19 protein-coding genes are annotated in these 19,005 nt (G+C 69.0%); 11 read left to right on the top strand and 8 right to left on the bottom strand.

Translation table 11 applies throughout. The features are described from left to right. Nucleotides 1-140: 140 nt before the first annotated feature. Nucleotides 141-2,111 (top strand): acetate--CoA ligase, encoded by a 1,971-nt coding sequence (acs, locus tag ORV05_RS35370; protein WP_268756209.1) that lies wholly within the window; start codon nt 141-143, stop codon nt 2,109-2,111. Nucleotides 2,112-2,172: 61 nt separating this feature from the next. Here acs and ORV05_RS35365 read toward each other — a convergent pair whose 3' ends face one another. Continuing rightward, the gene (locus ORV05_RS35365) at nt 2,173-2,994 is read right to left on the bottom strand and encodes a choice-of-anchor P family protein (RefSeq protein WP_268756208.1); all 822 of its coding nucleotides are present in this window, start codon (nt 2,992-2,994) and stop codon (nt 2,173-2,175) included. 40 nt (nt 2,995-3,034) lie between these two features. Beyond that, nucleotides 3,035-3,832 (bottom strand): L,D-transpeptidase, encoded by a 798-nt coding sequence (locus ORV05_RS35360; protein WP_268756207.1) that lies wholly within the window; start codon nt 3,830-3,832, stop codon nt 3,035-3,037. Between the two features lie 428 nt (nt 3,833-4,260). Here ORV05_RS35360 and ORV05_RS35355 point away from each other — a divergent pair, with 428 nt between their 5' ends. Both ORV05_RS35355 and ORV05_RS35350 read left to right on the top strand, forming a co-directional pair. After that, complete coding sequence (locus tag ORV05_RS35355) at nt 4,261-4,680, top strand: DUF6319 family protein (RefSeq protein WP_268756206.1); 420 nt, start codon at nt 4,261-4,263, stop codon at nt 4,678-4,680. 128 nt (nt 4,681-4,808) lie between these two features. Further along, entirely contained in the window at nt 4,809-5,459 is a 651-nt protein-coding gene (locus ORV05_RS35350; RefSeq protein ID WP_268756205.1) for a GntR family transcriptional regulator, read from the top strand. Between the two features lie 8 nt (nt 5,460-5,467). Here ORV05_RS35350 and ORV05_RS35345 read toward each other — a convergent pair whose 3' ends face one another. Then, nucleotides 5,468-6,772 carry an MFS transporter gene (locus ORV05_RS35345; RefSeq protein ID WP_268756204.1) on the bottom strand — a complete coding sequence of 435 codons (1,305 nt, stop codon included), beginning with the start codon at nt 6,770-6,772 and terminating at the stop codon, nt 5,468-5,470. A gap of 112 nt (nt 6,773-6,884) precedes the next feature. Here ORV05_RS35345 and ORV05_RS35340 point away from each other — a divergent pair, with 112 nt between their 5' ends. Beyond that, entirely contained in the window at nt 6,885-7,577 is a 693-nt protein-coding gene (locus ORV05_RS35340) for a DUF2848 domain-containing protein (protein WP_268756203.1), read from the top strand. A 92-nt stretch (nt 7,578-7,669) separates the two neighbouring features. Continuing rightward, nucleotides 7,670-8,398 carry a VIT1/CCC1 transporter family protein gene (locus ORV05_RS35335; RefSeq protein WP_268756202.1) on the top strand — a complete coding sequence of 243 codons (729 nt, stop codon included), beginning with the start codon at nt 7,670-7,672 and terminating at the stop codon, nt 8,396-8,398. Between the two features lie 23 nt (nt 8,399-8,421). Here the strand turns inward: ORV05_RS35335 and ORV05_RS35330 are convergent, their stop codons facing one another. Then, nucleotides 8,422-9,879, bottom strand: a complete 1,458-nt coding sequence (locus ORV05_RS35330; protein WP_268756201.1) for a peptide MFS transporter — start codon at nt 9,877-9,879, stop codon at nt 8,422-8,424. Nucleotides 9,880-10,086: 207 nt separating this feature from the next. Between ORV05_RS35330 and nhaA the strand changes: the two genes are divergently transcribed. The 3 genes from nhaA (at nt 10,087) to ORV05_RS35315 (ending at nt 12,801) form a co-directional block, all read left to right on the top strand. Then, on the top strand, nt 10,087-11,286 hold the full coding sequence (gene nhaA / locus ORV05_RS35325) for a Na+/H+ antiporter NhaA (protein ID WP_268756200.1): 1,200 nt from the start codon (nt 10,087-10,089) through the stop codon (nt 11,284-11,286). Nucleotides 11,287-11,348: 62 nt separating this feature from the next. Beyond that, on the top strand, nt 11,349-11,849 hold the full coding sequence (locus tag ORV05_RS35320) for a phage holin family protein (RefSeq protein ID WP_268756199.1): 501 nt from the start codon (nt 11,349-11,351) through the stop codon (nt 11,847-11,849). A 13-nt stretch (nt 11,850-11,862) separates the two neighbouring features. Further along, on the top strand, nt 11,863-12,801 hold the full coding sequence (locus tag ORV05_RS35315) for an alpha/beta fold hydrolase (RefSeq protein WP_268756198.1): 939 nt from the start codon (nt 11,863-11,865) through the stop codon (nt 12,799-12,801). 11 nt (nt 12,802-12,812) lie between these two features. On the opposite strand, the gene ORV05_RS35310 is transcribed toward ORV05_RS35315, so the two are convergent. From ORV05_RS35310 to nth, 4 genes are read right to left on the bottom strand one after another with little or no spacing between them, the layout of a single operon-like run. After that, the gene (locus ORV05_RS35310; RefSeq protein WP_268756197.1) at nt 12,813-14,009 is read right to left on the bottom strand and encodes a MarP family serine protease; all 1,197 of its coding nucleotides are present in this window, start codon (nt 14,007-14,009) and stop codon (nt 12,813-12,815) included. After that, nucleotides 14,006-14,686 (bottom strand): NUDIX hydrolase, encoded by a 681-nt coding sequence (locus tag ORV05_RS35305; RefSeq protein WP_268756196.1) that lies wholly within the window; start codon nt 14,684-14,686, stop codon nt 14,006-14,008. Before ORV05_RS35305 ends, ORV05_RS35310 begins: the two co-directional genes overlap by 4 nt. Next, nucleotides 14,683-15,264, bottom strand: a complete 582-nt coding sequence (locus ORV05_RS35300) for a TlpA family protein disulfide reductase (RefSeq protein ID WP_268756195.1) — start codon at nt 15,262-15,264, stop codon at nt 14,683-14,685. The genes ORV05_RS35305 and ORV05_RS35300 overlap by 4 nt, the downstream gene beginning before the upstream one ends. Further along, nucleotides 15,261-15,944, bottom strand: a complete 684-nt coding sequence (gene nth, locus ORV05_RS35295) for an endonuclease III (RefSeq protein WP_268760040.1) — start codon at nt 15,942-15,944, stop codon at nt 15,261-15,263. The genes ORV05_RS35300 and nth overlap by 4 nt, the downstream gene beginning before the upstream one ends. Before the next feature lie 199 nt (nt 15,945-16,143). On the opposite strand from nth, the gene ORV05_RS35290 reads away from it, so the two are divergent. The 3 genes from ORV05_RS35290 (at nt 16,144) to ORV05_RS35280 (ending at nt 18,991) form a co-directional block, all read left to right on the top strand. Continuing rightward, a complete protein-coding gene (locus ORV05_RS35290; RefSeq protein ID WP_144588332.1) occupies nt 16,144-16,395 on the top strand; it encodes a hypothetical protein in 252 nt (83 codons plus the stop codon). 165 nt (nt 16,396-16,560) lie between these two features. Beyond that, a complete protein-coding gene (locus ORV05_RS35285) occupies nt 16,561-17,235 on the top strand; it encodes a Crp/Fnr family transcriptional regulator (RefSeq protein WP_091508361.1) in 675 nt (224 codons plus the stop codon). 523 nt (nt 17,236-17,758) lie between these two features. After that, entirely contained in the window at nt 17,759-18,991 is a 1,233-nt protein-coding gene (locus tag ORV05_RS35280) for an MFS transporter (RefSeq protein WP_268756194.1), read from the top strand. The last annotated feature ends 14 nt before the right edge of the window (nt 18,992-19,005 follow it).

Raw genomic sequence — 19,005 nt, 5'->3', positions numbered from 1 at the left:
ACGATGAGGCCGGGTGTGAGCCGGCCTTCTCCTCGCCCCCGGCGGGGAGCGATTGCTGCACTCTTTCGCTGTGAGCACTAACGTCGCTAACGTGCTTCCGGCATCAGCCACAGGTAGGTAACTTCAGGAGGCCGTGCACCATGACCGAGCAGTCCCCGGCATTGGACAACCTGCTCACCGAGAACCGGACCTTCCCGCCGAGTGAGGTGTTCGCGGCGGGGGCGAATGCGGATGCGGGATGGTATTCGCGGGCGGAGGCGGATCGGGATGCGTTCTGGGGGGAGCAGGCGCGGCGGTTGTCGTGGGAGACGGATTTCTCGCGGGTGGTGGATTGGTCGGGTGCGCCGTTCGCGAAGTGGTTCGTGGGCGGGAAGTTGAATGTGGCTTACAACTGTGTGGATCGGCATGTGGAGGCCGGGCACGGTGATCAGGTGGCGATCCACTGGGTGGGGGAGCCGGGCGATACGCGGGATATCACGTATGGGCAGTTGAAGGATGAGGTGTGCCGGGCGGCGAACGCGTTGGTGTCGTTGGGGGTGGGGTCGGGGGATCGGGTGGCGATCCAGTTGCCGATGATCCCGGAAGCGATCGTGGCGATGCTGGCGTGTGCGCGGATCGGGGCGTTGCACAGTGTGGTGTTCGGTGGGTTTTCCCCGGCGGCGTTGCGGTCGCGGGTCGATGATGCCCAGGCGCGGGTGGTGATCACCTCGGATGGGCAGTTCCGGCGGGGTAAGGCCGCGCCGATGAAGGCGAATGTGGATGAGGCGCTGGCGGGTGCGGAGTCGGTGCGCACGGTGGTGGTGGTGCGGCGTACCGGTGATGAGGTGCCGATGGATCCGGCGCGGGATGTGTGGTGGCACGAGCTGGTCGAGGGCCAGCCGGTGCAGCACACGCCGGAGGCGTTTGATGCCGAGCATCCGTTGTTCATCCTCTACACCAGTGGGACGACGGGGAAGCCGAAGGGGATCCTGCACACCTCGGGTGGGTATCTGACGCAGGTGGCCTACACCCATCATGTGGTGTTCGACCACAAGCCCGGGCAGGACGTGTACTGGTGCACCGCGGATATCGGGTGGGTGACCGGGCACTCCTACATCGTGTACGGGCCGTTGGCCAACCGGGCCACGCAGGTGGTGTACGAGGGCACGCCGAACACCCCGCACGAGGGGCGGCACTGGGAGATCATCCAGAACTACAAGGTGTCGATCTACTACACGGCGCCGACGCTGATCCGCACGTTCATGAAGTGGGGTGAGCAGATCCCCGCCGGGTACGACCTGTCGAGTCTGCGGGTGCTGGGGTCGGTGGGTGAGCCGATCAACCCGGAGGCGTGGATGTGGTACCGCGAGCACATCGGGGCCGGGAAGACCCCGATCGTGGACACCTGGTGGCAGACCGAGACCGGGGCGATCATGATTTCCCCGCTGCCCGGGGTGACCGCCACCAAACCCGGTTCCGCGCAGAAACCCCTGCCCGGGATCTCGGCCAAGGTCGTCGACGACACCGGTACCGAGGTCGGCCCCGGTGGCGGGGGCTACCTCGTGCTGGACAAGCCCTGGCCCGCCATGCTGCGCGGTATCTGGGGCGACGAACAGCGCTACCGCGAAACCTACTGGTCCCGCTTCGCCGAGCAGGGCTACTACTTCGCCGGGGACGGCGCCAAGTACGACGCCGATGGCGACATCTGGCTTTTGGGGCGGGTGGACGACGTGATGAACGTGTCCGGGCACCGCATCTCCACCACCGAGGTGGAATCCGCGCTGGTGTCCCACCCCACCGTGGCCGAGGCCGCCGTGGTCGGCGCGACCGATCCCACCACCGGGCAGGGCATCGTCGCGTTCGTCATCCTGCGCGGCAACGCCGCCGAAACCGGTGAGCAGGCCGTGCAGGAACTGCGCAACCACGTGGCCAAGGAAATCGGGCCCATCGCCAAACCCCGCCAGATCATGATCGTGCCCGAACTCCCCAAAACCCGCTCCGGCAAGATCATGCGCCGCCTCCTGCGCGACGTCGCCGAAAACCGCCAGATCGGCGACGTCACCACCCTCGCCGACAGCGCCGTCATGGACCTCATCTCCCAAGGCCTCAAAACCGGCAAAACCGAAGACTGACCCCCAACCGGAAGAAGGCCCCCGCCAATCCTTGGCGGGGGCCTTCGTTCTCGCAAGCTGATCAGCCGGTGACGTCGAGGTGCGCCTTCACCGGGGTCGGCGTCGGGGCCTTGCCGTTCGGCAGCGCCTTGTCGCCGGCAGGCGCGGCGTTACCGCTGCTGACGGTGGCCGACGGCTTGCTCGTGCTGGTCCGGGTCGGGGTGCCGCTCGGCTGGCCCGGTGCACCGGTCGGGGTGCCGGTGGGGGTGCCACCGTCGCCGCCGCCGTTGTCGTCGTCGCCGTCGGGCCCGCAGTGGGCAGAAGCGATGTCGATCTTCTGCACGTTGTCGACCTGGATCGAGATCGCGGTGACCGTGATCGACCCGTCCTTGTGCTTGACCTGCTTGTTCAGCGTGACGGAGAGCAGACCCGGCACCGACACCGACGTGTTGGCGGGCACCTGGACGTCGAGCTTGATGTCACCGATGGCGGCCTTCGCCAGCGAGGTGTGCGGCTTTTCGCCGTAACCGCACTGCGCTTCGATCGCGGCGGCGTTCACCAGCGGCTTGGCCGGACCGAGGCCGACACCGAGCTTCGCGACGCTGGCCTGCGCGCCGCCACCACCGGCCTGGGCGTTCAGCGCACCCACACCGAGCAGAGCCGGGGGCACCTGCGCCTTGACGAGGGAAGCCTGGGAGAAACCGTTGGAGTCGTCCACCGCGGGCGACGGGTCGATGTGCAGCAGACCCGAGGCGGAGACGGCGAACGCGGAGTTCCCACCGCTGGACGCGGTGCTGTGCCCCGTGGTCGTGGTGGCACCGGCCGCGGGAGCGAGCACGGCGCCCGTCACGAGCAGGGCCGAGAGCGCGCCGATACCGCCGGCTACAGCCTTCTTCCTGGACAAGTAATCACCTTTCGTGAAATTGATTTCTCCGAACGGCCCATCACTTGATGTTCACGATGGTGCCGAGCGGCAATTTGGCGAGCGCGGTCAGGGCATCCTTGGGAACGCGGATGCAGCCGTCGCTGTTCGCCTTTCCGACATAGCTGTCGTTCGGCCAAGTGTGGAGGCCGACAGTCCCGGGACCACCGCCGAATGTCTCCAGCGAGTCCGAGTGGTAGCTCAACGGGAGAACAATCGGACTGTAGGTGTTTTTCGACTCTTCGATGGAGGCGATGATGTAGGCACGCCCCGCCGGGGTCTGGTGTTCCGGCTTACCGGTGCCGATCGTCCATTTACCGGTCGGCGTGCCGTTTTCCAGAATCTGCAGCGTGAAGGCAGCCCGGTCCACCTCGACCGCGTAGTCGTCCTGCGCGGTCTCCGCCGCTCCGGAAGGCAGATAAACCCAGCCCGCCGAGGCGTTCGGCCTCGTCGGCAGGAGAATCTCCGCCCAGTCGTTCTGCTCGGCCACCACCGGCACCCAGGTGGGAGATCCCATCTGGATGGCGGGCAGCTTCGCGATCGGTTTCCCACCGACAGAGGCATAGACCACCATGTCGGCCTTGGGGTGGATGACCTTACCGGCCTTGGCGCCGCCGTTCAATTGCGGATCGGTAGGCGCATCGGTGACCGTGCCGAAGGTGTTCGCCTCGGGCAACTGCGTCAGATCTTCCTGGGTTACCGCGACGGGAGTCACGGCCTGCTGGTCCGAACCGGAACAAGCTCCGGTGGTCAGGGCCAGTACGGAAAAACCGGCGACCGCGAAGATATTCCGGGCGCGCGAGACCGCAGTTTTCTGCATCTACCAATCCTCAAGGACACAGCGAAGCGAATTGAACCGGACCGTGTCTCCCATAAGACACGTGGCACCCCAGGTGCGTGTTGCGCTCAATTGGTATCAGCACCCGATCCGCGGATCAACCATCGGTGTGGCGCGCACTTCACCCCCATGAGCTGCGGAAAGAGCACATAAACCAAGCTCAGCGCAAACTGTGCGATGCACACTATCGAGTGAACATCTGTAACGCGACACCGGGGTCATCACTCGGTCGACGGTCCACCGACGGGGGCCAGGGTGATCCGCGGCGGGCAGGGCACCCCGCCCTCCAGCCTCCCGGAGACCGCGGCGACAATCAAGGAGACCGGCCCGGTATTCCCAATGTCGAACAAATGTTCTAGACTGCCATACCGTCGTAGCCGGACCCCACGAAGAGGGAGACCGCACCCGCAATGAGCTTGGACACCACGACCGCCCCGCAGGAGCAGGCCACCGACGAGGAGGCCACCATCCCTGCCGCGGACAGTGCCGCGGACGCCGACACGGCCGAGGATGCCCCGAAGGCCAAGCGAGGCCGGGCAAAGGGCGCCGCGCCCCGTAAGACTCGCACCGTCGAGCTCACGCTCACCGTCACCGGCACCGCGGACGGCGACTGGCAGGCGGAGCTGAAGCACGGCAGCACCTGGGTCGCTCGCGGCCTGACCATCCCGGCCTCGGCCGTCTCGCGCGCGGCCAAGGAGCTGCACGAGGACCTGTCCACCCCGATCGACGAGGCGATCAACGAGGCGCGCGCGCAGCAGCAGGCCAAGGTCGCTCAGCTCGAAGCCGAACTCGAGCAGGCGAAGCAGGCACTGGCCGAACTCAACCGCTGAGCCTGCGGCTCACCCGGACTCGCCGGGACGGACGCTCCTCGATCAGGCGTCCGTCCCGGCGTCTTTTTTCGGCGCCGAAGACATGTCCGCTAGCATCTGTATACAACGTGTATGGAAGGAGCGGTGCCATGCCGGCCCCGGCCAGAACAGCCACCTCGGGCCGCGACAAGGCGTATGCCTTCCTCAAGCATTCGGTCCTCGCCGACCCGGCCATGGAAGGTGCCTTCGTCAGCGAGCAGGAGGTCGCCGAGCGGGTGGGCGTGTCCCGGACCCCGGTGCGCGAAGCCCTGCTCCAACTCGCGGCCGAAGACCTCGTGCAACTGGTCCCCAACCGTGGCGCCTACGTCGCCCCGCTGTCTGGACGGGATCTGAAGGACCTCTTCGAACTGCGGGGCGTCCTGGAACGGTTCGCCGCGCAGAAGGCGCTGGCGGAGGGGGCCGTCCCGGCGAACGAGATGGAGGCGACCCTCACCCGGCAGGCCCACCACACCGACCGCGAACACGCCAAGGACTTCATCGAGCTCGACCACCACTTCCACAGCCTGCTGGTCGAAGCGGCGGGCAACGCCATGCTGACCAAGACCTACGCTTCTCTGCGGGCGCGCCAGATGCGCGCGGGCCTCACCGCGCTCGAGCGCTCGGAGAACCGGCAGGAGGCGGTGCTCGCCGAGCACCGCCGGATCCTCGACGCGCTGGTCGCCGGTGATCTCGAAGGCGCACTGGCCGCCATCGACGACCACCACGAAATCACCCTCAGGCTCCAGCTCACCGCCTCCTGACGGGCCGGTCAGGAAAGCTCCTCCCCGACGAGCTCCCCGGCACGGGACCTGGCCAAGCTCAGGCCGACGACGGTGACGATCCCGGCCACGACCACGTACAGCGCCAGCACCTCCCACGACCCGAACTTCGCGAGCAGGCTGGTGAACAGCAGCGGCGCCACGGCTCCACCGATCACACCCGCCAGCGTGTAGGCGAGCGAACTGCCCGTGTAGCGCAGTCGCTCGGAGAACTGCTCGGTGATCAGCGCCGCCTGCGGACCGTACAGCGCGGCGTGGATCGTCAACGCGACCACGATCCCGACGAGGACGGCGAGGAAGGACCGGCCGGACACCAGCGGGAAGAACACGAAGGGCCAGATGATTCCCGCGATGGTCGCGACCAGGTAGAGCCGGCGCCGGTCGACGCGGTCGGAAAGCGCACCGAAGGCAGGCATCAGCACCAACTGGGCGGCCGAGCCGATCATCACGGCGGTCAGCCCCTCGCTGCGGGACATGTGCAGGCGCTGCGTCATGTAGGTGAGCACGAAGACCGTGAACAGCGCGTAGAGCACGTCCGGCAGGACGCGGACGAAGATCGCCGCCAGCAGGGCGCGCCGCTCGTGCCGGAACACTTCCGAAATCGGGGCCTGGGGCCGCTCACCGGTTTCCACGAGGCGGCGGAACACCGGCGTCTCTTCGAGCTTGAGCCGGATCCACAGGCCGAACGCGACCAGCGCACCGGAGAGCAGGAAGGCGACCCGCCAGCCCCACGAGGTGAACTGGTCCTCGGTCAGCAGCAGTGAGAGCGTGGCCAGCACCCCGTTGGCGAGCAGATTGCCCGCGGGCGGGCCGACCTGGGCCGCGGAGGCCCAGAAGCCACGCCTGGCCGGATCACCGAACTCGCTGGAGAGCAGGACCGCGCCACCCCACTCGCCTCCGATGCCCACCCCCTGGGCGAACCGCAGCAGTACCAGCAGTACGGCGGCGGCCGCGCCGATGCTCTGGTGGGTCGGCAGGAGGCCGATGAGGAAGGTCGCGGTTCCGGTGAGCAGCAGGGTCAGCACGAGGACGCGCTTGCGGCCGACCACGTCGCCGAGCCGCCCGAAGACGAACCCGCCAAGCGGTCGGGACAGGTAGCCGACGGCGTAGGTGGAAAACGCCGCCATGGTGCTGACCAACGGGTCCCCCGTCGGGAAGAACTGGTGCCCGAAGACGGTCGCCGCCGCGATCGAGTAGGCGGCGAAGTCGTACCACTCCAGGGAAGTTCCGGACAGGCTGGCGATGAACGCGCGGCGCAGGGACGCCTTGTCCACGCTCGGCGGGGCGGAGGTCATTGGGTCACATCCTGGTTCTGTCTTCCACTTGGCCGCTGTAATACTGGTTGTATACAACCTGCATGCGCAACCCTTCGCCGGTAAGAACTGGGTAACCCGAAACGGAGACACCATGACTACTTGTCCCGAGCTGCGCTTCCGGCTGCCCGACGGCAGCGAGGCGGCGACCCGGGTGCACACGCTGCTGAACGCGGGGTACGCCGGGCGGAACCAGGCCGATGTCGCCGCGCACGTCGCCGAACTCGCCGAACTCGGAGTTCCCGCACCCGCCGCGACTCCGGCCCTCTATGCGGTCGCCCCCTACCTGGCGCAGCAGACCGGCGAGGTCCCGGCACAGCACGGCCGCACGTCCGGAGAGGCCGAATGGGCACTGGTGATCACCGGTCCGGAACCGCACGACGTACTGCTGACCGCGGCCTGCGACCACACCGATCGCGCGCTGGAGGTGCACGGGGTGGCATGGAGCAAGAACGCCGGCCCCGACGTGCTGGCGTCCACGGCCTGGCGCCTCACGGAAGTGGCGGACCGGCTCGACGAGCTGACCCTGCGCGCCTGGGTCGGGGACACCCCGATCCAGGACGGGACGCTCGCCGAACTGCTGCCCCCCGCCTACTGGCTGGACTTCCTGCGGGAGCACGACCTGTACGCGCCCGGAGTCGTTCTGCTGTCGGGAACCATCCCGATGGTGTCCGGAGTGGATCAGTTCGCCGACCGGTGGCGGGTGGCGCTGGGCGATCCGGCCCGGGGGGCGGCCAGCGAACTGGAGTACCGGGTTCGACGACTGCCGGAGTTCGGCGAGAAATAAAGTTAGGCGAAACTAACCAAGGTTCGCCTTTTCTATTCCGGAGCGAATCACAATAGCACGACGCGTGTGGCGGGCTGTGTTTCAATAAACACGTGACGGAAACACAGAACGCCCACGCGCCACACGGGCATGAGCCGCATGACACGAACTTCGGCGGCAGGCTGAACTGGTTGCGGGCCGGGGTGCTGGGGGCCAACGACGGGATCGTTTCCGTGGCCGGCCTCGTCGTCGGCGTGGCCGGGGCGACCACCGACCGCACCGCCGTACTCATGTCCGGAATCGCCGGACTGGTCGCGGGTGCCTTTTCCATGGCCGGTGGCGAATATGTCTCAGTGAGTACCCAGCGCGACACCGAGCGCGCGATGCTGCAGCTGGAGAAGTACGAGCTGAAAACCATGCCGGAGGAGGAGGAACGCGAGCTCGCCGAGATCTACGAGAACAAGGGGCTCTCGCCCGAACTCGCGGCCAAGGTCGCCAGGGAACTGACCGAAAAGGACGCACTGCAGGCCCACGCGGAGGCCGAGCTGGGCATCGATCCCAACGAGCTCACCAGCCCCTGGCAGGCGGCCTGGGCCTCGCTGGCGGCGTTCACGGTCGGCGGGCTGCTGCCGCTGCTCGCGATCATCCTGCCGCCCGCGGGATGGCGCGTGTGGACCTGCGTTCTCGCCGTGATGGCGGGCTTGTTCCTCACCGGTTACGTCAGTGCACGGCTCGGCAGCGCCCGCGCCCGCCGGGCGGTGCTCCGCAATGTCGGCATGGGTGCGCTGACGATGCTGGTCACCTACTACGTAGGCGTTCTCTTCGGCGTCGCCCTGCACTAGTAGGACCTGTTTGGGACTCGGCGTCAGCGCACGCCGGACATGAGCCTGCTGACGAAGGGGCTGACCGCCGCCAGCGCCGCGCCGATCGCGATCGCGACGGCGCCGAGGATGCCGAAGTAGGCGGCCTCGTGGTCGGCGCTGTAGTACTGGGCCAGCGAGCCCGACAGCGCCGACCCGAGTGACACCGACAGGAAGAACAGCGCCACCATCTGGGTGCGGAACGCCTCCGGGGCGAGTTTGGTGGCCAGCGAGAGCCCGACCGGCGACAACGACAGTTCGGCGACGGTGAACAGCAGCACGATGCCGACCATCGCCAGCAGCGGCGCGCTGTTCGGGCCTCCCCCCGCCATCGGCAGGAACAGCAGGAACGCCACCCCCATCACCCCGGTCCCGAAGGCGAACTTGACCGGGGTGGTGGGCTGCCGCGCGCCGAGTTTCGTCCAGACCAGGGCGAAGACGGGGGCGAGCGCGATGATGAACACCGGGTTGATCGACTGCACCCAGGACACCGGCATCACCCAGCCGAACAGATCGCGGTCGAGCCGCTGGTCGGAGTAGGCCGCGAGCACGGTGAACTGCTGCTGGTAGAGCGCCCAGAACGCGGCGCTGGCGATGAACATCGGGATGAACGACAGCACGCGCCTGCGTTCCACCCCGGTGATCTTCCCGCTGGTGAGGATCACCAGGAAGTACCCCACCGCGGCCACCGCGGCCACCCAGGTCGCCACGGTGGCCAGGTTCCCCGCGGTGACCAGGCCGGTGAAGACGGCCACGAGGACCACCGCCACGACCGCGACGAGCACCCCGGCGGCCGCGGGCCGCCGCCCGGCGGGCAACGGGTTGGGCACGGTCGACGCGCGCGTGCCGAGGTTGCGGCGGCCGATCGTGTACTGGATCAAGCCGACCGCCATGCCGATCGCGGCCAGGCCGAAGCCGTAGTGGAACCCGAGTCCGGTCTGGGCGAGCCCGGTGCACAGCGGTCCGAAGAACGCGCCGAGGTTGACGCCCATGTAGAAGATGGTGAAGCCGCCGTCACGCCGCTCGTCGAGTTCGTCGTAGAGGGTGCCGACAACGGCCGTGGCGTTGCCCTTCAGCCCGCCGCTGCCGAAGGCGACGCACAGCAGGCCGACCAGGATCCCGGTGTAACCGGGCAGGACGGCGAGGCCGATGTGCCCGATCATGATCAGGAGGGCGCTGAAGAACAGGGTGCGTTCGGCGCCGAGCAACCGGTCGGCGACCCAGGCGCCGACGATCGTGGACAGGTAGACGAGACTGCCGTACGCGCCCACGATGCCCAGTGCACTGGCCTTCGCCATGCCGAGGCCGCCTTCGGCCGCCGAGTAGTACAGGTAGATCGCCAGGATCCCCTGCATGCCGTAGAAGGAGAAGCGCTCCCACATCTCGACGCCGAACAGGTTCGCCAGTCCGAGCGGGTGGCCGAAGAACCTGGTGTCCCGCTTGGTCTCGGTGCGCGTGGTCACGGCCGACACTCCTTCGGGTCGGGAAGCTGTGGGTGATTCACATGGTAGGGCCGGAAAATGTTGATCGCCGTACGCAATCCGGCCGCATTTTCCGGGCAAACGGGCGTCCGGCGACGAAACGATCAAGAGGGTGGTCATCGGATACACTGGGCGGAGGTGTGCCGGGAAGGCTGGTCGGCGGATACCCCGTCGACCCCTGGAGCCGTTGTGACCAAACCGAAGGGCATCCAGGAGTTCGCCCGCTACCTGCGCACCGAGACGACCGGCGGCCTGATCCTCCTGGCCGCGACAGCGATCGCGTTGCTGTGGGCGAACTCTCCTGTCGCGGGCGGCTACCGCGCTCTGCGTGATCTCACGCTCGGGCCGCACGTGCTGCACCTCGACCTTTCGGTCGGCGACTGGGCGAAGGACGGTCTGCTCGCGCTGTTCTTCTTCGTGGCGGGTCTCGAACTGAAGCGGGAACTCGTGGTGGGCGAGTTGTCCCGCTTCAAGCAGGCGGTGCTGCCGGTGGTGGCGGCGCTCGGCGGGATGATCGTGCCCGCGCTGCTCGCGTTGACGGTCGCCTGGGGAAGCCCCGGCATCGACCGGGCGTGGGCGATCCCCGTCGCCACCGACATCGCGTTCGCGCTCGGTGTGCTCGCGCTGACCGGATCGAACCTGCCGGGTTCGGCGCGGATCTTCCTGCTGTCGCTGGCGGTGGTGGACGATCTGGGCGCGATCATCCTGATCGCCGTGCTGTTCACCGCGAGCTTCAACCTGGTGGCGGCCGCGGTCGCCGTCGCCGCCCTCGCGCTGTACGCCCTGCTGCAGCACCTGCGCGTCCGCAGCGCGTGGCTGTACGTGCCGCTCGCCGTGATCACCTGGGTCGCCGTGCACTCGGCCGGGGTGCACGCCACGATCGCCGGTGTCGCACTGGGCCTGCTCACCCGGGTCCGGCCCGATCCGGATGAGGAAGAGGCGCCGGCGATCCGCCTGGAACACCGCCTGCAGCCGTGGTCGGCGGCCGTCGCGGTGCCGTTGTTCGCCCTCTTCGCCGCCGGGATCGAACTCGACGCGCACTCCCTGACCGTGGTCTTCACCACCGCCATCCCGCTGGCCGTGGTGATCGGGCTGGTGGCGGGCAAGGCGGTGGGGATACTGGGCGCCTCCGCGCTGGCGGTCGCCCTGCGGCTGGGCGAGCGGCCTCGCGGAATGGGCTGGCGCGATCTCGCCGCACTGTCCCTGCTCGGCGGAGTCGGCTTCACGGTGAGCCTGCTGATCGCCGAACTGGCCTTGCCGTCCGGGCCGAGCGACCTGGCCAAGGCGGCGGTGCTGCTGGCCTCGGCGATCGCCTCCCTCGCCGCCTCCGTGCTGCTCCTGCGGCGTAACCGGGTCCACGGTGCGGCCGGGGGGGCCGGCGCGGCCTGAAGCCGGCTCGCCAACGCGCCGAGCAGGCACTGAGCGCGCCCCCCGAACGGGCACATGGCACGATGACCTTCGTGAGCAGTCAGGAGCACGAACGCAGCGGCCCAGACGGCCTCGGGGCCGTGCCCTACATTCCCCTCTCCCGTGAGGACGACGCCGGCGCCGACGGCGGCGGGAAGTCCATCGGCACACTGGTCGGCGAGGCGACGCAGCACCTGTCCACGTTGGTGCGGGCCGAGGTCGAGCTGGCGAAGTCGGAGGTCGTCGGCGAGGTCAAGAAGGGCCTCACCGGCAGCGTCTACTTCATGGTCGCCGCCGTGGTCGGGCTCTACAGCTCGTTCTTCTTCTTTTTCTTCCTCGGTGAACTGCTCTCCGACTGGTGGGGGCTGCGCTGGCCGGCCTTCCTCACCGTGTTCGGCCTGATGCTGGTGTTCACGCTCCTGTTCGCCTTCCTCGGATACCGCAAGATGAAGAAGATCCGGGCCCCGCAGCGCACGATCACCAGCGTCAAGGACACCGCCGCGGCGCTCAAGCCCCGGCGCGAGGCCGTCGCCGAGCAGCACTGACCCACCCGAGTCCGTGCAGTCGCCCGATCCCTCCACCGTCCGGATTGACGGCCCCTGGACACATCACGACGTGTCCGCCAACGGAATCCGTCTGCATGTCGCGGAGGCGGGCGACGGCCCACTGGTGTTGCTGCTGCACGGGTTCGCCGAGTTCTGGTGGGCCTGGCGCCATCAGCTGGTGTCGCTGGCGGAGTCGGGTTTCCACGTGGTCGCTGCGGATCTGCGCGGTTACGGCGATTCCGACAAGCCGCCGCGCGGCTACGATGCGTGGACGCTCGCCGGAGACGTCGCGGGCCTGATCCGCGCGCTGGGCGAGCGCCGGGCACACCTGGTGGGCCATGCCTGGGGTGGCATGCTCGCCTGGACCGCCGCCGCCCTGCATCCCCGCCTGGTGTCCTCGGTCAGCGTGCTCGGCGGGGCGCACCCCCTGGCCTTCCGGTCCGCCATGGGCAGGACCCTGTTCCACCGCAGGCGATCGAGCCAGCCGCGGGCGATGGGGCATCTGTTCCGTTTCCAGGTGCCGATGGCGCCCGAACGCTGGCTGGTCGCCGACGAGGCCGCGAACGTCGAGGCGCTGCTGCGTTCGTGGTCCGGACCGGCCTGGCGGCGCGGCGAGGACTTCGCCGAAACGGCACGCGTGTTCCGCGAGGCGATGCTCGTCCAGGGCGTCGCGCACAGCGCGCTGGAGTACTACCGATGGGCGTTCCGGGCCCAGTTCCGCGGTGAGGGAAGGCGGTTCAGCGCGGCGATCGGCAACCGCGTCGCGGTGCCGGTACTCCAGGTGCACGGCGAGGCCGACACCTGCGTACTACCGGAGACAGCGCGTGCCTCCTCACCATGGCACGGCCCGCGATCCCGCTTCGAATCCCTTTCCGGCATCGGGCATTTCCCTCACCTGGAGGACCCCGCCCGCACCGACAAGGCCCTGCTGGCCTTCCTCGGTGCCCTCTAGAGCAGCGGACTTCAAGCGGCGCAGGAGCCGGTGCTGACCCGGGCACTCAGCGAGGGCGCTTCTTCGATCACGGAATTGACCTGCTTCGCGGTCAGGGTGAAACCGGTTTCCGAATCCTCCACCGAGGCTCCGAAGACCACGCCGACCACCTGTCCGTCCGGATTCACCAGCGGGCCCCCCGAGTTTCCACTGCGCACCTGCGCACGCACGGTGAACACGTCGCGGCGCACGGTGCGCGAATCGTAGATGTCGGGGCCCTGCAAGGTGATCTGGTTGCGGATCCGGGCCGGAGTCGCGGTGTAGGGGCCGTCGAGGGGATAGCCGAGCACGATCGCGCTGTCACCGGCGCGACCGGGGGTCTCGGCGATGGTCAACGGGGTCGCCTGCAGACGCGGCACCGCGAGCACCGCGATGTCGACCTCGGGGTCGAAGTAGACCACCCGCGCGGGCAGACGACCCTGCGAGGTCTCGACCGCCGTCTGATCGGTACCCGCCACCACGTGTGCGTTCGTCACCACACGTTGCGGCGCGACGACGAAACCACTGCCTTCCAGCGCCCTCGAACACGACGACGCGGTACCGCGGATCTTGAGCACGCTCCCGTGCAACTGCTGCACCACCGCACTGCTCTGCAGGGTGCCGTCGGGCGGCGCGATCTCGTTGATCTCGGTCCGCTGGAAGGGGTCCACAATGGACGGGAAACCGGAGGCGTCCAGCAGCTTGCGCAGATCCGCGGGCAGCCCCTCGGCCGCGGGTGGCATCGCCTTGTCGACCGCACCCAGCACCGCCGAGTTGTTGATGGCCTTGGCCAGTCCCGGCAACGCCGCGACCCCGGTGAGCGGCACCGCGATCAGCCATGCGACCACCAGCACCACCAGGCCCTGCACGACCGCGCCGAGCGTCTGGTCGATCCCGGTCAGTTTGTCGGTGTTGAAGCGCTTCTTCACGGCGAGCTTCACTCTGCGGCCGACCCACACCCCCAGCGTCTCTCCGAGCGCCACCAGGAACACCACCACGGCGACCGCGACGGCCACCTTCGCCGCCGGGTTGGCGAAGAGTTCGACCACCAGCGGGGCGAGCCGGATACCGCCGACCGCGCCGGCGATCACCCCGATCAGCGCGGGCAGGGCGATCACGACGCCCTGACGGGCACCGGAAACCGCGGCGAGCAGCGCCAGCACGATCACCAGGACATCGACCCAGTTCATGGTGTCTCCCATTCGTGGTCGCGCAGCGCGTCCTCGAGCTCGCGGACGTCGCCGCGATCCCACTCGCGCTCCCAGCCGCCCAGAGAGAGCAGCACCGAGAGCAGCCCCGCAGTGAACCCCCAGATGAACAGGCCGTCCACGGCGAAGGCAGGTCCCTGGTAGCCGGGAGAACGCCGCACGAGGAACCGGTTACCCGGATCCGCCAGATCATGCACTGCGACCCTGGCCACTGCGGCGGTCTCCGCGGGGTCGACCGCGCGCACCGGGGACGGCTTCTCCCAGTGCGCCAGCACCGGGGTCACCGAGAAGCGGGACACCGGCACGAACAACTCGGGCAGCACCGCCACCGGCCGGACCCCGGACGGATCGACTCCGGTCTCCTCCTCGGCCTCGCGCAGGGCCGTGCCCACCGGCCCGCCGTCGCCGTCGTCGGCACCGCCACCCGGGAAGGCCACCTGCCCGGCGTGCGAGCCGAGCGTCTCGGCGCGCCGGAGCAGCAGCACGTCCGGACCGCGGTGTCCCTCGCCCATCAGGATCAGCACGGCCGCCGATCTGGTGAACCGGTCCCGTGGCGGACTGAACCGCGTGAACGTGCTCGAATCGACTTTCCCGCTGATCTCGACCAGCGGGCTCAGCCATGCGGGCACGGAGCCCGCGTCGACCAGCGGACCGTTCACGAATGTCCCTCCACAGCGGCACGCACCTCGTCAGCGTTGTGGAAGACGCGTGGGTTCGAGATGAAACGGACTTTGCCATCCGGGGTGACCAGGTAGGACGCGGGGAGCGCCGAGGGGACCTTGAGCGCGTCGCGCACCGGCCCGGTGTCCCCCTCGCCGTCGAACACGGACGGCAGGTGCACCCCGAGCCTGGTGAGCAGACCGAGGCCGTCGGAGGCACTGCTCGCGACCTGCACCTCGAGTACCCGCACCGCGCCCGGGCTGTTCGCATAGGCGGCGAGCACGGGAAGCTCGCTCTTACAGGGTTCGCACCAGGTTGCCCACAGGTTGACCAGCGTGGTCTCACCGCCGAGCGCCCGGCCGAGATCGATCGTGGAGCCGTCACCGAGGCACGGCACGCTCACCCCGCGCAGCTGCGGGACGTCACCGGCACCGTTCGGGCAGGGCGCGAGCGCGGCGGCGGAACGGGCGGCGGAAAGATCGGGGGTGGTGGTGCCGTTCCCGCGCGGGAGCACCGCGATGATCACCCCGATCAGCAGCACCCCGACCGCGAGGGCCCATTTCGCCGCCCTGGTCACCGGTTCCGCACCAATGCCAGCAGGTGGTCGCGCTCCGGTCCCTTGACCAGCTTCGCGGCCTCGTCGAACTCGGTGGGCCCGGTGCCGAAGGACGGGCAGTCCGCGGCGAGCGGGCAGGCCCCGCAGGCGGGTTTGCGCGCGTGGCACACGCGGCGCCCGTGGAAGATCACGCGGTGCGAGAGGATGGTCCACTCCTTGCGGGGGATCAGTTCCGCGACCGCGTGCTCGACCTTGACCGGATCCTCCTCGGCGGTCCACCGCCAGCGGCGCACCAGCCTGCCGAAGTGGGTGTCCACGGTCAGGCCGGGCACCCCGAAGGCGTCGCCGAGCACCACGTTCGCGGTCTTGCGGCCCACACCGGGCAGGGTGACCAGGTCCTCGAGGCGGCCGGGTACCTCGCCGCCGAAGCGCTCCACCAGCGCGGCGCCCAGCCCCAGCAGCGAGTTGGTCTTGGCCCGGAAGAAACCGGTCGGGCGGAGCAGTTCCTCCAGTTCCGCCCGGTCGGCACCGGCGTAGTCGGCGGCCGTGCGGTAGCGGGCGAACAGCGCCGGGGTGACCTCGTTCACGCGGACGTCCGTGGTCTGCGCCGAGAGCACGACCGCGACCAGCAGTTCGAGAGGATTGGTGAAATCCAGCTCACAGTGCGCATCCGGATACGCCTCGGCGAGGCAACGCAGCATGCGCCGTGCGCGTCTCACCAAAGCAAGCCGGGTCTCGTCGCCCCGTCGGGGGGCGTAACGAACGGCGGGAGGCACCCCGATAGCCTACGGAAGGAACTTCGGACGGTTGCCGGTGGTCGATGGCCGTGCAGGCGATGGCCGTGGACCGCACCCAGCTTGGCGCGAGAACCGAGCGAACTTAAGCGAGGATCTGGAGTCGATGACGGTCTGGTTCGTGATAGCCGTACCGCTCGTGATGATGTTTTTCGCGCTGGCGATGGAGCGCGTGGAAAGCCGTCTCAAGCACGTCGCCGTGCAGGAAGAAGAGGTCGAGGAATTCCTCGAGCAGGCCCGGCCCAACGAGGTCAGGGCCCTCTACGGCCATGGAATCGGACGCGCGCTGGAGCTGTTCCGGCTGCGCAGACTCGGCGGAAGGACGGCCAAGCTCAGGCCCCGTCGGACGCGGAGTTAGGCTGCTCGATCGGACGAGGTTGCGTCCACCCTTCACTGGCGTGGGCAGCTTGCCTACGGGTGAGCCATGAGGCGATCTCGCCCGAACGGCCTAGACTGCACGCAAGTGATCGGCGACACGCTCCCACGCCGGGGGCGGAAGTCGCCACCGACGAGGAGGCACGAGGTGGACGAGACCCTGGCCCGGGCGGGCATCTTCCAGGGTGTGGAACCGGCCGCGGCCGAGGCACTCGCACAGACCTTGGAGACCGTGGAGTTCCCACGGGGCCACGTGATCTTCACTGAAGGCGAGCCCGGCGACAAGCTGTACATCATCCTGTCCGGCAAGGTCAAGATCGGTCGCAAGTCGCCCGACGGCCGGGAAAACCTGCTGTGGATCGCCGGCCCCTCGGACATGTTCGGCGAACTGTCCATCTTCGACCCGGGGCCGCGTACGTCGAGCGCCACCACCGTGACCGAGGTCCGGGCGGTGACGATGGACCGTCCGTCGCTGCGGAAGTGGATCTCGACGCGGCCGGAGATCGCCGAGCAGCTGCTGCGGGTGATCGCGCGCAGACTGCGCCGCACCAACAACATGGTGGCCGAGCTGATCTTCACCGACGTGCCGGGCCGGGTGGCGCGGGCGCTGCTGCAGCTCGCGCAGCGCTTCGGCAGCCAGGAGGCGGGCATCCTGCGGGTCACGCACGACCTGACGCAGGAGGAGATCGCACAGTACGTCGGCGCCTCTCGTGAGACCGTGAACAAGGCTCTGGCCGATTTCGCGCACCGCGGCTGGCTCCGCCTCGAAGGCAAGAGCGTGCTGATCCTCGACCCCGAACGCCTCGCCCGCCGCGCCCGCTGACACCGCGGCAAGGCAAAAAGGGCCGTGAGGGACCCTCACGGCAAACCGGCTCCCTCCCCCACCACCGGAACCCGGCACCGCGCCGGGGATCCAGGGGGCTGGCCCCCTGGCGGGGCCCGGGGGTTCGACCCCCGGACAAGACGCCGAAGCGAGCCCCGCGAAGCGCGCAGCGCGAGCAGGGTGCTCGCACGAACGAAGGGCCGGGCGCCACCCCCGACGTGGCGCACCGACCCTTCGTCCTTTGCGCGGGCCATCCCCCGACGGACCGCGCTCCCCGCCCTCCGGTGTAGGCCCCGACCCGATTCCGGAGGGAGTTCTGTTGTACTGCTTCAACCATGCCACGGGCCCCACCCCGTGTTTCAAGGCCCTTCACTCCCAAGGACGCCGTCGTGGCCAGTTCGTTGCCTCGGCTCGCAAAACTCGCCGCCGCAGTTATCGAACCGTGACATAGGCGGGCAACCGGGGCCCTGATCACCGCAAAACGATTTGGTACTGCCGTACCAGAGTCGGCATACTGGTACGCGTGTCCCAGTCCAGTTCGCTCGCCGCCTACCGCACCGCACTGACCACCCCCGGAAGCGGCAGGCCCCTGCTCGCCTCCGTGCTGGCCCGCCTGCCCATCGCGATGATCGGGCTGTCGGCGTTGCTCTACGTCCAGCGCGAGACCGGCTCGTTCACGGCGGCCGGCCTGGTTTCGGCGGGATCGCTCGTGGGCGTCTCGATCGGCGCGATCGTCCAGGGCAGGCTCATCGACCGCTACGGACCCACACGGCCGCTGCTGGTGACGGTGGCCCTGTTCGCGCTGGCCATGACCGCGCTGTCGCTGGCCATCGAGGCCCACCTGAACACCGGCCTGCTGATGGTGCTCGGCGGCGGGATCGGGATCACCGAGCCGATGGTCGGTTCCGCATCACGGGCACTGTGGGGCCGCCTCCTCACCGACGAGTCCGCCAAGAACGCGGCCTTCTCCTACGAAGCGATCAGCATGGAGGTGTTCTTCATCCTCGGCCCCGGGCTGGCCGGCCTGCTGGTCACCGCGCCATGGCCCGGCACCGGGATGGTGGCGGGCGGGCTCTGCATGGTGCTTGGCGCCACCCTGTTCGCGCTGAGCCCCACCGTGCGCGCCTGGGGACCGGCCCCCGCGGGGCCGCGTCCCCTTCTCGGCGCGCTGGCCAGCCCCGGCCTCCGTACGCTCGCCGTGGCGGCGCTGGGTTTCGGCATCGTCATCGGCTTCGTCGAGGTGGCGGTGCCCGCGGCGGCCACGGAGGCGGGCAGGCCCGCGCTGGGCGGGGTGCTGCTGTCGCTGTGGTCGGTCGGCTCCGTCGCGTTCGGTGTGGCGTACAGCCTGCGCCCCTGGCCCCGGCGCATGTCCTCGCGGCTTCCCGTGCTGCTCACCCTGTTCGGCCTGTTCGTCGCGCTGCTGGCCTGGCCATCGACGCTGTGGGGGCTGGCGGTGACGATGATCCTGGCCGGCGCGGCGATCACCCCGCAGTCGGCGACCCATTCCGCGGCCATCGAACTCGTGGCCCCCGAGGGCACCGCCGCCGAGGCCTTCGGTTGGGTGCTCACGGCCGTCACGCTCGGCCTCGCCGTCGGCCAGTCCATCAGCGGCTACGTGGTGGAGCACGGCGGTCCGGGGATTTCGTTCCTCGTCGCGGGAGCCACCGCCGTGGTGGCCGCGGGCCTGGTCTGGGCCCGGCGGCACACCATGCCCGACCGCGCCGCCGCCCCGGTTCCCGACCAGGTCGCCGTCTAGCACTGGTTTCAGGG

The organism is Amycolatopsis cynarae (assembly GCF_026802195.1).
In the GTDB taxonomy this organism is placed as follows: Bacteria; Actinomycetota; Actinomycetes; order Mycobacteriales; family Pseudonocardiaceae; genus Amycolatopsis_E; species Amycolatopsis_E rhizosphaerae.
This window is presented reverse-complemented; position numbering and strand designations above follow the sequence as displayed.